This is a genomic window from Micromonospora sp. NPDC005203 (assembly GCF_042872705.1).
Lineage (GTDB): Bacteria > Actinomycetota > Actinomycetes > Mycobacteriales > Micromonosporaceae > Micromonospora.
In genome coordinates this window covers 1-12,932 of record NZ_JBIAKV010000027.1, presented here as the reverse complement: position 1 = coordinate 12,932, position 12,932 = coordinate 1, and the positions used below count along the sequence as shown (strand labels likewise).

Sequence of the window (12,932 nt, the reverse complement as noted above, 5' to 3'; positions counted from 1 at the left end):
TCCTCGCGCTCACGGGGTCACTCCCCAGATCGACAGGCCCGTCGTCTCCGGCAGGCCGAGCATCAGATTGGCGTTCTGTACGGCCTGACCGGCCGCGCCCTTGCCCAGGTTGTCGAGGGCGCTGAGCACGATCAGGCGACCCGAGTCGACGTCGACGGTGGCCTGTAGGTGACACGAGTTGGAGCCCAGCGTGGCGGCGGTGTGCGGCCAGCGGCCCTCCGGCAGCACGTGCACGAACGGCGCGTCGGCGTACGCCCGCGCCAGCACCTCCTGCGGGTCGACGCCGCGCGCCGGCACCGCCGTGACGGTGGCCAGGATGCCGCGCGGCATCGGCGCCAGGACCGGGGTGAACGACAGGCCGGTCGCGCCGGTGGCCTGCTTGATCTCCGGTGTGTGCTGGTGGGTGCCCACCCGGTAGGGCGACAGGTCCCCCATCACCTCGCTGGCCAGCAGGTGCGCCTTGGCCGATCGGCCGGCGCCGGAGGTGCCGGAGGCGGCGACCACCACCACGTCGGCCGGGCTGGCCGCACCGTCGGCGATCAGCGGCGCGAGCGCCAGGGTGATCGCGGCGGCGTAGCAGCCGGTGTTCGCCACCCGGGTGGAACCGGAGATCAGCTCCCGCTGGCCGGGCAGCTCGGGCAGGCCGTAGGTCCACTGCCCGGCGTGCGTGCCGCCGTAGTACTGCGCCCAGGCGTACGGGTCGGCGAGGCGGTGATCCGCGCCCAGGTCGACGATCCGCACCTCGTCCGGGAGTTGGGCCGCGAGGGCGGCCGACTGGCCGTGCGGCAGCGCCAGGAAGACCAGGTCCGCGTCGGCCAGGGTCGCCGGGTCGGTCTGGCCGAGCACCAGGTCCAGCCCGGTGAGCTGCGGATGCACCACGTCGACACGGTGCCCGGCCTGGCTGTGCGCGGTGGCGGCGACCAGGTCGAACTCCGGGTGCCCGGCGATCAGACGCAGCAGCTCACCACCTGCATAACCGCTCGCACCGGCGACCGCGACTCGAATCCCCATACCCACCTCCGCATGACTATGCAGCGAAGATTAACAAGGACGACTCACGAGTGCAAGTTCATGCAGAGCACTGCATGCTAATGAACGGCTCGGCCGTACGGTGACGTTTCCCCAACCCGGCGAGCGGGCGGCCTCTCATGCATCGGGCTCCTCGGGCCGCGGAGAGCCGATCCCAGTCATCCGGTAAGAGCGGGTGTGTCGGGTGGGCCAGCCAAGGAACCGATCGAACATGTCACTGGCGCACCCGGTGGTGGTGGGGTTGAGCTTGTGCAGGTCGTCGATGGCGTCATGGAGCATACGGGCCAGGTAGAGGCACAGACTGACTTGATCGCCGTCGTACTCGCTGACGAGAGCGAGCTTCGCCCGACCACAGGGCCAGGGTTGGCCGCACGCACGGCAGAGCCAGATCGGGCGCAGCGGGGTGTGCTCCTTGCGCCCGGAGTCGAGGCGTTGGGCTCGGGTAACGCTCGCGGGCTCCTCCTGGGTCCGGACAGCGAAAGACGCTCCGGTGGAATCAAGCCGGTCTCGCTCCTGGGCACTCATGTCTTTCCCCACTCAGTAGGTCGGGCTTGGAATGGCGGCGGAACGGGCGGGAGTTCACGTGGCCGCCGCGCCTTACGCAGCGGCTTTTGCTCCCACCCGTTCCGGCCCTTCGTCTACACAAGCCCCGGCGGTCGCTGCCGCCCAGCGCGGCAACGGCGCAAAACTGACGCATCCCCATTGCGGCGCACGGTGTGAGCTGGGTGAATGGACCGTGCCGGATGGGGGCGACGGGAGGCGTTACGTGGCGTACAGGCGGCGGCACCGGCTTGCGCAGCGCCGCAAGACGATCGGTCTCAGCCAGGAACGCCTCGCCGATGTCCTTGGCGTCGACCGCTCCACCATCGTGCGGTGGGAACGGGCGGAGACTGATCCGCAGCCCTGGCACCGGCCGCGTCTTGCCACGGCCCTCAAGCTGTCGATCGAGGAGCTGGCCGACCTCCTGGCCGACGTCGGCTTGGCGCCGTCACCGCCCGACGAGCGTCTCGGCTACGTGCTTCGCAACCCCGGCCGCGTCGACCTGATCGCTGTGGCGCACCTGCGGGAGCGCGTACGGCGTCTCGACGAGCGCTACGACCAGATGCCCTCGACGCTCCTGCTCGCCGAGGCCGGGCAACTACACGGTCAGGCAATCTTCCTTCGCCAGCACGCCAGCAACGGGCTGGTTCGGCGCGAACTAGCGGCAGCAGTCGCCGAATCCGCGACGTTGATGGGTCAACTCGTCTGGGACGCCTCGCAGCGGCGCGACCAGGTCGCCAGCGCCGCCTATTTCGACCAAGCGATCAGCGCTGCCCAGGAAACGCGAAACCCGGTCACCGAGGCCAACGCGTTGCTCCGCAAGAGCTACCTCGCCCTCTACGGCACCAAGCAACCCAACGTCGGCCTGGTCCTGACGACCCGTGCCGCCGCCGCCAGCCACAGCGACAGTCACGTCATCACCGGCCTCGCCCACCTGCATCGTGCTGAGGCACACGCGATGCTCGGTCAGGCCGGGGATTGCTCCGACGCTCTCGGTACCGCTGAGGCTCACTTCGCTGCCGTCGACGCCCGAGATCCAGCCACCAACATTTTCTGCCCCAGCCACTACACGAGGCTCGCGGGCTCCTGCTGGCTCTCCCTCAACAAGCCAGATCAAGCGGTGTCAGCGCTAGAAGACGCCCGACAACTGATCGCCGCACGCCGCAAATCCACGGCCGTCATCCTCGGCAATCTCGCTCTCGCCAGCATCCTCCAACACGACATCGACGCCGCGACGTCCTACCTGCACCAGGCCGTCGACGTCATCGAGCGGACCCGTGCCGGCGGTGGACTCAACCTCGCCTTCGCCGCCGCCCGGCAGCTACGCCCCTGGCGCAACAAGCCCTCGGTCCAGGACGTGAACGACCGACTCCTCACCCTCATGAGCCGATAGGAGCACCAACGTGACCGACATCGACCGCGCCAAACACGCCGTTCGGCAACACGTGTGGGACCTCCTCGAACGTCAAGGCGCCGCCCCACCCGGCGTGCACGGTCACATCCCCGACTTCGTCGGCAAGGAAGAGGCCGCAGCCCGCCTTGCGGAACTGGACGTCTGGAAGAACGCCCGAGTTATCAAATGCAACCCCGACCGGGCACAGCTTTCCGTCCGGGTACGAGCCCTGCGGGAAGGCAAGCTGCTCTATATGGCGGTCCCGAGACTCGCCACCCCCAAGCCCTTCTATCTGCTCGACCCCGCCAGCCTCACCGCACCGATCGAGACCGCAGTTACCAGCAGCGGTGCTCCGCAGGTCGCACCCACCGTGGGACCCGACGAGATGCGTCCGGTGGACCTCATCGTTTGCGGCAGCGTCGCTGTCAGTCGCCTCAGCGGCGTGCGGATCGGCAAGGGCGCCGGCTACTCAGACCTGGAGATCGCCCTCCTCACCGAGGCCGGACTCGTCACCACCGAGACCGCCATCGCCACCACGATCCACCAGGCCCAGCTACTTGAGGATGAACTGCCCGCCGCGGACCATGACTTCAGCGTCGACTTCGCGATCACGCCGAACGAGGTAGTGGTTTGCAGACCCGAACGGGGACGGCCGTCCGGCATCATCGGGTCAAACCTTCGCCAAGATCAGCTCGACAGCATTCCGATACTGCGCGCCTAGCCGACATATGCCACAGGACGCCAAAAGGCTCGCCGCCACGGTGGGCCTGTAACTACTGGCCAAGACCGACCCACGCCGCCACGTCCACCGACAGTCGGAACGGTCTTACTGCTCGCGAGCACCCCGCCGTCACCATCATGGATCACGACCAAACGGCAAGCTCATCTATCCGACGCCCGATGGGCTCTGATCGCACCCCGCCTGACCGCCGGGCGACAGGCCCGCGCCGCGTCGGCGGCCGTGCCCCCACTCACGACCTGCGCGAAATCTTCAACGCCATCCTGTACGTCAACCAAACCGGCATCGCCTGGCGCTACCTGCCCCACGACTTCCCCCAGCATGCGAGCCGTCTGGAGCAAGGAAGGCATGTTCGCGGACCTGAACTACCGGCTCACCAGCCTCGTGGATGTCCACCACGGCCGGTCTATACAGCCCACCGCGTTCATCAAGGACAAAGTCAGCGCGAAGACCTTCAGTTCCAAAGTGAGAATCGTGCCCGGACGGCGCCTGTGGGAGCTACTCGTCCAGCTCGGCGGCCGCAGACCTGCGGCCCCGCCAGTCGAGCCACTTCCGCAGGAATCCGTGCACATAGTTGCCGTTCCGATCTTCCAGCGGTTGGTTTTTCGTCGCTAGATCCACGTCCGGCGCCACTCGGAGGAGGGACCCGATCGCGAAGGTCCGGATGTCGAGGTCATCGTCCCGCGTGCCCTGCTTGAGAGCAGCGTGCGTTGCCGGGGACTGCGGCCAGTTGCTCGCCAAGTGGGCCAGGGCGCTGTGACGTACGGCGGGATCCGGATCGGCGGCAGCCCGGCGAAGGTGCGCCGGGGTCTCGACATGGTCGGCCCAGGCAGCGAGGATCCCGTTCAACGCGGCGTGCCGGACGCCCGGACAGGATGATTCGGTGGCCCGGCGCAACGCCGGCAGGGTGTCCCGATGGTCGGAAAACCGGCCGGCCAACTCCTGTAGAGCATCGCAGCGCGCCGCGTGATTGCGGCTTCGTGCTGCGATCAGCAGTGCGGCTGGCTCGGCGAGCCGAGGGATGTGCGGATGGGCGGCGGACTCACCCCATGCGATGAGCGCCTCGTTGGCCAACCATCGCGTACCTATTAGTGAGCTGTATGTCGCGGCACGGACCGCCGGCACAACCTCGCGCGCCTCGGGCCAGGCGGCGGCCAGCACCATCACCGCCTGCTGACCCACTACGTTATTGGCATCGACGGTCGCCGCGGCAACCACCGTCGGCATAACCTCGGCCCGGTCGAGCCAGCGAATGGTAAGGAGACTGAGGGCCAGGTAACGCACAAACTGATCCGGGTCTTTGGCGGCCGCGTGAATGAGACCGGACGACTCGGGGTTATCCGGCCATTTACGCCCCAACTCCTCCACTGCTCCGTACCGCACCCACCAGTCCACGTCTGTCGTCGCTTCCTGAACGGCACGAAGCGTCGCAGGTTGATCCGGCCAGAATTCGGCCAGCAGACGGATGGCGTCGTGCCGGAGATCGGGGTCACCATCGGCCGTCAGGCGACGCACCGCTCGCAGGGTTTCCGGGTCACCGGGCCAGCGAGCAACGATCAGGGCCAGGCTGTCGAAGCGGATTGTCCACTCTGATGCTCGGGTGGACCGGTGCAGCTCGGCACTGGTCGGCAGGCGTGCTCGTTCTTGCCGGGCCATGGCGCTGCGGCGGGCCGCCCGCACGGCGGCATTCGGATCGTATGTCGCCCAATGCAAGACCGCGAGCGTGTCGGGGTGGCCGGACCAGTGGTTCGTCAGCGCCTTCACGGCGTCGGTGCGCACGTCAGGACTCACATCCTCGGCCGCTCGGCGGAGCGCCGCGAGCGTCTCGGCGTGCTCGTACCACCGGGCGGTCAAGGTCCGCAGGGCGGCCTGGCGCACATCCGGTTCGGGATGTCGCGTCGCGCCAAGCACCGCCGAAAGCGTGTCCGGGTGATCCGGTAGGTGTTCGACAAGCGCCTGGAGCGCCGCGACGGCGGCCTTGGCCGTTGAAGAACGGACAGCCCTGTGGAACGCGGGCCGTGCGTCTGGATGCGTCGGCCACCAGCACCCCAGCGCCCGAACCGCACTCACCCGGACGCCGGGGTCCGGGTGGGTGGTGCCGCGCAATACCGTCGCCCCGGCCTCGGGATCAGCGAGCCAGCGCGTGCCCAGGGCGTGAAGTGCGGTCTCTCGGACCGACCACATGGTCGCGTCGACAACCCCGGCTCGCGCGGCAGCCAATGCCTCCGGCCGATCCGGCCACCGGAGGAGCAGCGCCTGCAGGCCGGCGAGCCGGTGGGCGTTGTTCTCGTGGCGGGCGGCAACCACGGCGTCTTCCACGCCCGCCAGGTCCGAGCCGGTGCCGAATATCGCGGGTGCGGTGGTAGCCATCCACCGGATGCCGCTGTCCGGATCCCGCCGAGCCCGGCGGACCAACTCCCGACTCCGTGGATCGTCCCGCCACCTGGTGGCCAGGATCTCGAAAGAATCGCGGCGGACGTTGGCGCTGTAGTCGCGAAGGCGGCCGACGATCCGGTCCAGGGTGTCGGGATGATCGGCCCAACGGGTGGATAGCGCGATCAAGGCTGCGGACCGAACATTCTCGTCGGAATCCAGCGACGCGTCGCGAACCGCGGCCAGGCTCCCCGGGCGTGCGTCCCACCGGGCGGCCAACGTGTCCAAGGCCATCCGGCGTACACCCCAGTTACGGTCGCGGCTGGCCTCGCCCAAGGCGGCATGGATCCGGCCGTCCGGTGCGGTACGCAACGCCAACGTCTCCAGCGCCGTCTGGCGTACGTCTTCATGCGGGTCACGGAGTGCGCGGAGCAGCGCCTCGCCCGTTCCCGGGTGGTCACTCCAGGTGGCGGCGAGTGCGTGGAGCGCCTGGTTCCGGATCGAGCCCTGAGGGTCATGCGTAGCGCGAAGGAAAGCGTCAACTGAGTCCGGTCGCTCTGTCCGGTGCGCGGCGAGAATGTCAAGTGAGGCTGCGCGTACATCGGCACACGCGTCGGCGAGGCAGCGGTGGATAGCGCGCCAGGTGGTGGGTTGGTCGGTCCACCGCGTGGCGAGGGTAAGGACCGCGGTGCGCCGGACCGCCGCGTCCTGTGAGCGGAGCGCCGTAGCTACCGCAGTCTGCGAATGCCAGGAAGCCATCCAGCTGGCGGCCATGGCGTCGACCGCGGACGTCCGGGTGCCGTGATGGTCGTCCCGGGTGGCCGCCAGCACGGTGGCCTGGTGTGCAGGGGACGCGTCGGGATCAGCCGCGAATGCCTCGATGGCTGTCTGGCGGACGATGCCGGCTTCATCCCGGCAACCACGGGCAAGGGCCGCCATCGTCTCCGGTGCCGTTGGCCAGCAGGCCACCAGGGTTTCCAAAGCCATCTGCCGCAACCGCCAACTGTCGAAGCGGGTCACTCGAACGAACAGGTCGCGCGACGCCGGTTCGTCCGCCCAGTAGGTAGCCGTGGCAAGGAGCGCGGCCTCGCGTACTCCGGGATCGAGGTCAACGACCGCCCGCTCGAGGGCGGCCCGGGTTTCCGGATGCTCGACCCAGTGTTCGGCCAGCGCGGTTATCGCAGCCTTGCGCACGTCGGGGCTGGGATCGGGGAGCGCTTGCAGGAACGCGCTCCGACTGCCGGGCTCCTCGGGCCAACTCCTGGCGAGAGTTTCGATCGTGGCCCGGCGGACAGCTTCACTCGCGTCCCGGGCGGCCTCGTCGAGAAGGGCCGCGACCGGGTCAGGGAGCCGCCGCCGCCGGATTTTGGCCTCGATCGCGGTGCAGCGGACCTCACCGTTGAGGTCGGTGGCCAGCCGGCGGAGAACGGCGTGCGTGCGTTTGTGGTCGGGCCACCGCGCGACCAGTGCGCCGAGGGCGGCCTTGCGCACGGTGTCGTCGATGTCCTCGGCGGCGCGGCACACCATCAGCAGAGTGTCTGGGCGGTCCGTCCACCGGCTGGACAGGACCTCCACCGCGGCCGCACGGACATCTTCGTCGGCGTCCGCGAGCGCGTGCTGGACTGCCAGATAGCTCTCGTCCTCCTGGGTCAGGCGGGTCGCCAACGCCTTGACCGCCGCCCGGCGGACCTCCCAGGCGGGGTCGCTGCACGCTGCGCCCAGCGCCGCCCGAGTCTCGTCTCGGTCCGGCCAGCGGCTGCCGAGGCACTCCACGGCCGCCTGGCGGACCTGCCGGCTCGGGTCGTGCGCTGCCCGGCCCAGGACGGCAGGGTATGTCGCGGTGGCACCGCTCCAATGGACGTTCAGCGCCTCGAGCGCGTCCTTGCGGACATCAGCGTGCACGTCCCGCACCATCAGGAGGAGGATGTCGAGTGTGTCGGACGCGGCGGGCCAGTGGGTGGTGAGAACCTCGATCGCAGCTCTGCGAACCACGGGGGCGGGATCGCGGCAACTGCGGTCCACCAATTGCCGGGTCCTCGGGGCATCGGTCCACGCCGCCGCGTGACCAAGCAGGCAGGCACGGCGTTGCTGCGCGCTTGCGCCGGTGAGGGCGCCCTCAGCGAGCAGGCCCGCGATGTCCGGCGAATCGGGGAAGAGCGCGGCGGCGATCCTCGCCGCCTGTTGCGCCGCAGGGCGCAGCGTGGCCCGGCGGCCCTGAGCGCGGAACCAGTCCAGGTAGATGTCTCGGCCGGGCCACCGGGCTCCGATGGTGGCAATGATCGGCAGGATCGTGTCCATCCGAGTCCCGTCGCGATCGTCCTTGAACGAGCGGATCGGGCAGCGGAGCAGGTCGATGATCGATCGCAGCACGAGCCGGGCAGAGCCCGCCGCGGCACCAAGATTTCTGACCTCGGCGAGGCATTGCACGGCCAGGACAACGGCGCCGAGGGGCGGCCGGTCCAGTACCGTCGACCGGATCGGTCTGGCTTCCGTGAGCAGATAGGTGATGAGTTGGTCGGCGATCGTCGCGTCGACCATGCCGGCGATGAGCCGGAGGACTTCCGCCCAGGCGGGATCCTCCCAGTGCGCCGCGTAAACCCTCGAGGTCAGATCCGCCTCGGTAAGCTCGCGGGTCTTTTCGAACCGGGAGACGATCTCGCTGGCGCAGAAGAACTCCAGGAGTGCCCGGTGCACGAAGCCGTACACGCCGGGGCCGTATCGAGCCAGGACGAAGTTGCGAGTCCGGAACTGTTCGATCATCGCCGTGGCGACCGCAGTGGCTTGAGCCTCGCCGTACTGGAACCGAAACCGAAGGTAGTTCCGGATCTCCGCGGACAGGTCGTCCTCCCACAGGTGGTTGCCAGCGAGTCCGCGGACACCCTCCTGCATCCGATGCGCCAGCCGCCTCAGCAACTCCTTCTTGTCGTCCTCGCGGATGAGGGCCGCGTCGATCCGGACGTCGTTGAGGTGCTTGTTGATGTCCCAGTGCTGCACGAGCACGCTTGCCGCGTGGTCGTAGACCTTCCACCGTTCGCGCGGTAGCTCCTGGTGTTTGCCGATAATCGCGAGGATGGTCAACAGCAGCGGGTTGCCGGCAAGTTCCCGAATGGGCGGGGACTCGGAGATGGCCGAGGCCAGTCGCTGGCGGCGCTCGGCGGCCATCGCCGGCCGGTCATGCAGAGCCAGTTCATACCAGGATCCGAGGAAGGCGTCGACCTGCCGGGGGTCGAGATCCTGGACCGTGTACAGCCCGAACCCGGCGTCCCGCAGGACCCTGGGGCGATAGCCAATGATCCGCGACGTGACGAGGATCCGGGCCTGTGGGTGGGCGGCCGCGAACCCGGCAATCTGCAGCGAGACGGCCTCCCGCTCCCGCTGGTCGAACAACTCGTCCAAGCCGTCAAAGATCATGAGGGCCCGTCCGTTGTGCGTCAGGTACTGGTCAAGAACCTCGGCGGGGACTCCCAGCCCATCCGAGCGGTGCCGGTAAGCCAGGTAGTCGGTGAACGTCTCGTACTTCTGCCGGTGCAGGGCATACTCCCGCAACTCGACCAGCACCGGCTGGTAACCCTGCAGTGGTTCGAGCCGATCGTCGGGCCGCTCGTCGATCAGCACCAGGCTGACGTACCGGGCCAGGGTAGACTTGCCCGCCCCTGGGTCGCCAAGGAGAACACAGGCCCGCTGCGCGACCGAGGTCAGTACGTCGAAGGCCGGAGTCGCGGGCCGTGCCCGGTAGGTACGCCGGGCGTCCTCCAGATCCTGGCGGTCGAGGCCCTTCGGCACATCCGCGGACGACAACTCGGCGGCGTCCTGAAGCTTTCGCTGTAGTTCCTTGGACAACTCGGCCGGCGGCACATCCTCGCGCACGTTGGGTTCAACAAAGACCTCTCGCAACTGTATTTGCAGGTACTCCTCGCGGTCGGGCGGAGTCAGCGCGTCGAGATCCAGCCCTCGATATTGCTCCGTCAGCCGGCGGTTGTAGGCGTTCCAGGCGCTGACGGTCGCAGCGGTGATACCAGGTTCGGCATCCAAGCCGTGACCCGTGGTCTGCATCCATCGGCCGACTGCCTCCGAGACCCCAGGACGGAGGTCCTGCGCAGAGCTGAAGAACTCACAAACGTGTGCTGTCGTAAGCTCAGACCTCAGCGCCCGGATCCGGTCTTGGGCGGGGTTGCCGAGGTCCATCAGGGTCGGGGGCCACGGAGCGTCCTCCCGGAGCAGAAAGACTAGGCGGGGAATTCCGGCAGCACCAGCAGCCCGGTACTCCAACTCGGTTATCGAGTGCTGGTGTCCGTCCGGAACAAAGCCGTACCGCCAAGCGAACAATCCGATATAGACGTCACAAGATCGTACGTCCGCCAGGCACTTGTCGACCGGTCGCGCCTCCTCGGCCGTGTAGGTCTCCATGGCCACGTCCGCGACGCCCAGTCGTTGCAGCGCCTTGCGCACCTGCTCCCGGCAATCTCGCAGATCCGTGAAGGTCGAGGAGACGAACGCGCGCAGCTTGCCGCGCCGTCCCGGCTCCCGCTGAAGCGGAATGGCAGGAGCGCCGAAGTGGAAATTGATCGCTTGATGCTGTGCCGCGTACGCGTCCCGTCCGGCCGACACGTCCTGCCGAAGCCGGCCGTCGTCCCCCGCTTGAGTCACCTCGTATTCGCCCTGACCAACTCGACGATCAGTCTTCGCGCCAGTGGTAGTGGTTGATTGTCTGATCGTTGCCGGCGGCATAGGAATCCCGGTGGGCAATGAGGTTCTGCGTGACCAGGGATGGTGGGGCCGCTGCCCATCGCTGCGGTTTGCTGGCGAACTGCTCGTCCCGCTCGGCGTACCATATGAGAGCTTCCACAAGGTCATGGTGACGACGGGAGTCGGATGGGTCGGTGCGGACCTGGTCGAGAACGGCAAGCGCGCGTCGATCACCCGCAGAGGTATTAGGGACTCGCTCTGTCATCTCCTTCAGCAGGCCAGCGCTGATATAGGTGCCTGCTCCCTCCACCGCACCCGTCGCCAGCATTCCGGCCACGGCGACCGACAGGTTGACGAGATCCATGCGCTACCTCTCCGGGTCACCTTGTGGTCGAGCCGTCGCACCGTCTAGATAACTGGCACACCTGCAGTGTCGCTGATGTGGTGCCCTGCCCGAAACAGAAGTCAATGACCCGACTCTACGCTGGATAGTTTCCCTTGAATGCGCTAAATGGCACTCCTGGGCCGGATCAGGGCAGCGCAGGCCGGCGGCGGTTGATGCGGGATAACGGCCCAGCCAGTCCCCTTCAGAGACGGATAGCAGCACTCTCCGTCACCACCGATCGTGAGGCAGGCCGTCAGATCCACAGACCCATGCGGGGCAATCCGAAACGGCGGGACAGGCGGAACCGCCTGATCCATGCACAGCAGCCAACTGCCGAACAGTGTCCCCGAAGATCCGCCCGTCCCACCGTCACCGGCTCAGTCCACCGGCTCCCGAGCGAGCAAACCCGTCGCCGGGACACGAATAAGGCCCCGCCCCGGATTTATTGAGGTCAGGGCCTTGATCGTTGGTGCGCCACCAGCGCCTCGAACCCGAACCTGCGGACTAAGAGATCGCTACAGAGGTTGAAAGGCCAAGGTTCGAGCTATCTCGGTGGTTCGGGTTCGAGGGTCATGCCGGTGCTGGCGAAGAAGCCGGCGAGGAGATCGGTCTGTTGCTGACAAGCGCGTAGTCGACGTTTGACCAGTTGGGCGAGGTGGTCGACGCCGCGGGCGGCGGTGTTGGTCAGGCCGCGTTTCATCCAGCGCCAGACGCCTTCGGTGGGGTTGAGGTCCGGAGCGTAGGCGGGTAACCGGATCACGGTCAGCCACCCCCGGGCGGCGATCAGGGAGTGCATGCGGCGGCTGACGTGGGTGTTCAGGTTGTCCCAGATCAGCACGATCGGTGCCCGCAGTCGCTGGTGGGCCTGGTCGATCAAGGCGATGTAGTCGTCCTCGCTGAAACTGCCACGCTCCCCGGCGCGACCGCGGTGCAGCCGGGTTCGCCACATCAGCCGACCTCGCTGTCCGGGCTTGAGGCAGACCAGACCGGCGATCGAGACCCGGCCGGAGCCCTTGCCGGAGACCTCGATGACCGGCGTGTGCCCGCGCCTCGCCCACGTCTTGGCCACCGGCGGTCGCATGACCTGACCTGCCTCGTCCTGGAAGCAGATCCAGGCGCCCCGCGCCGCCGCTAACCTCTTACCGACGGCCACCGCCCGCGATGCCAGCCAGCGATCGCTTCCGGATCGCGTTCGATCGCGCGACGAGTGGGGACCTGCTGGCTGTACCCGATGCGATGCAGCAGATAGGACACCCCGCGCAGCGTGTATGAGACGCCGAAACGGCGCTCGATCACCTCGACCATCCGCGCGAGGGTCCAGCGGGCATCATCCCAGCCGTGCACGATCGGACCTTCATCGAGCATCTCGGCCAACTGTTTGCGCTGCTCGACGGAGAGTTTGCAGTCCGAGCCGCCCGGCCCCGCCGACGCCAGAGCCTGCGTTCCGCCAGCAGTCCACTGCCGCCGCCACAGACGCACCGACTTCTCCGAAACCCGCAGCTCAGAAGCGATCTGCGCGGTCGGTACGGACTTCTCGAACATCGTCGCGGCCTGGATCCGGACCTTCTCGCGCCGGACCCGGGCTGCCGCGTTCATGCCACCACCAGCCGGATACCTCATACCTCCGGCCTACCGAACCTATCGACCCAGATCACGTAGACACGCCGACGGACGTCAGCCTTTCAACCTCTGTAGCTGTACTGACCAAGCACGTTGGTTGAGGTCGTGTGACGACACGACCTGATGGATCTTGATTGGGGAGGACCTCCTGTCGTGGAGTGGAGCTG

Annotated in this window: 8 protein-coding genes and 1 pseudogene; 3 read left to right on the top strand and 6 right to left on the bottom strand. The window is 67.7% G+C overall.

Annotated elements, in window-relative coordinates; translation table 11 throughout:
* Positions 1–9 precede the first annotated feature (9 nt).
* Both argC and ACFYPM_RS31620 read right to left on the bottom strand, forming a co-directional pair.
* Entirely contained in the window at positions 10–1,011 is a 1,002-nt protein-coding gene (argC, locus tag ACFYPM_RS31625; protein WP_387204895.1) for an N-acetyl-gamma-glutamyl-phosphate reductase, read from the bottom strand.
* Positions 1,012–1,146: 135 nt separating this feature from the next.
* The gene (locus ACFYPM_RS31620; RefSeq protein ID WP_387204953.1) at positions 1,147–1,428 is read right to left on the bottom strand and encodes a hypothetical protein; all 282 of its coding nucleotides are present in this window, start codon (positions 1,426–1,428) and stop codon (positions 1,147–1,149) included.
* Positions 1,429–1,612: 184 nt separating this feature from the next.
* Between ACFYPM_RS31620 and ACFYPM_RS31615 the strand changes: the two genes are divergently transcribed.
* The 3 genes and pseudogenes from ACFYPM_RS31615 to ACFYPM_RS31605 all read left to right on the top strand — a co-directional run.
* Complete coding sequence (locus ACFYPM_RS31615) at positions 1,613–2,962, top strand: helix-turn-helix transcriptional regulator (protein ID WP_387204892.1); 1,350 nt, start codon at positions 1,613–1,615, stop codon at positions 2,960–2,962.
* Between the two features lie 10 nt (positions 2,963–2,972).
* Positions 2,973–3,683: a 5-formyltetrahydrofolate cyclo-ligase gene (locus ACFYPM_RS31610; RefSeq protein ID WP_387204889.1), complete on the top strand. Its 711-nt coding sequence runs from the start codon at positions 2,973–2,975 to the stop codon at positions 3,681–3,683.
* Between the two features lie 141 nt (positions 3,684–3,824).
* A pseudogene (locus tag ACFYPM_RS31605) lies at positions 3,825–4,154 on the top strand (transposase); the annotation flags it as partial.
* 45 nt (positions 4,155–4,199) lie between these two features.
* Here the strand turns inward: ACFYPM_RS31605 and ACFYPM_RS31600 are convergent.
* From ACFYPM_RS31600 to ACFYPM_RS31585, 4 genes are all read right to left on the bottom strand, one after another.
* Complete coding sequence (locus tag ACFYPM_RS31600) at positions 4,200–10,721, bottom strand: HEAT repeat domain-containing protein (protein ID WP_387204886.1); 6,522 nt, start codon at positions 10,719–10,721, stop codon at positions 4,200–4,202.
* Between the two features lie 28 nt (positions 10,722–10,749).
* Complete coding sequence (locus ACFYPM_RS31595; protein ID WP_387204883.1) at positions 10,750–11,124, bottom strand: hypothetical protein; 375 nt, start codon at positions 11,122–11,124, stop codon at positions 10,750–10,752.
* A gap of 565 nt (positions 11,125–11,689) precedes the next feature.
* On the bottom strand, positions 11,690–12,298 hold the full coding sequence (locus ACFYPM_RS31590; RefSeq protein ID WP_387204880.1) for a transposase: 609 nt from the start codon (positions 12,296–12,298) through the stop codon (positions 11,690–11,692).
* On the bottom strand, positions 12,277–12,741 hold the full coding sequence (locus ACFYPM_RS31585; RefSeq protein ID WP_387204878.1) for a winged helix-turn-helix domain-containing protein: 465 nt from the start codon (positions 12,739–12,741) through the stop codon (positions 12,277–12,279). The genes ACFYPM_RS31590 and ACFYPM_RS31585 overlap by 22 nt, the downstream gene beginning before the upstream one ends.
* Between the last annotated feature and the right edge of the window lie 191 nt (positions 12,742–12,932).

Excerpts from the sequence above, each read along its gene's own strand:
- argC (WP_387204895.1), bottom strand. The coding sequence starts at position 1,011 with ATGGGGATTCGAGTCGCGGTCGCCGGTGCGAGCGGTTATGCAGGTGGT.
- ACFYPM_RS31595 (WP_387204883.1), bottom strand. The coding sequence starts at position 11,124 with ATGGATCTCGTCAACCTGTCGGTCGCCGTGGCCGGAATGCTGGCGACG.
- ACFYPM_RS31585 (WP_387204878.1), bottom strand. The coding sequence starts at position 12,741 with ATGAACGCGGCAGCCCGGGTCCGGCGCGAGAAGGTCCGGATCCAGGCC.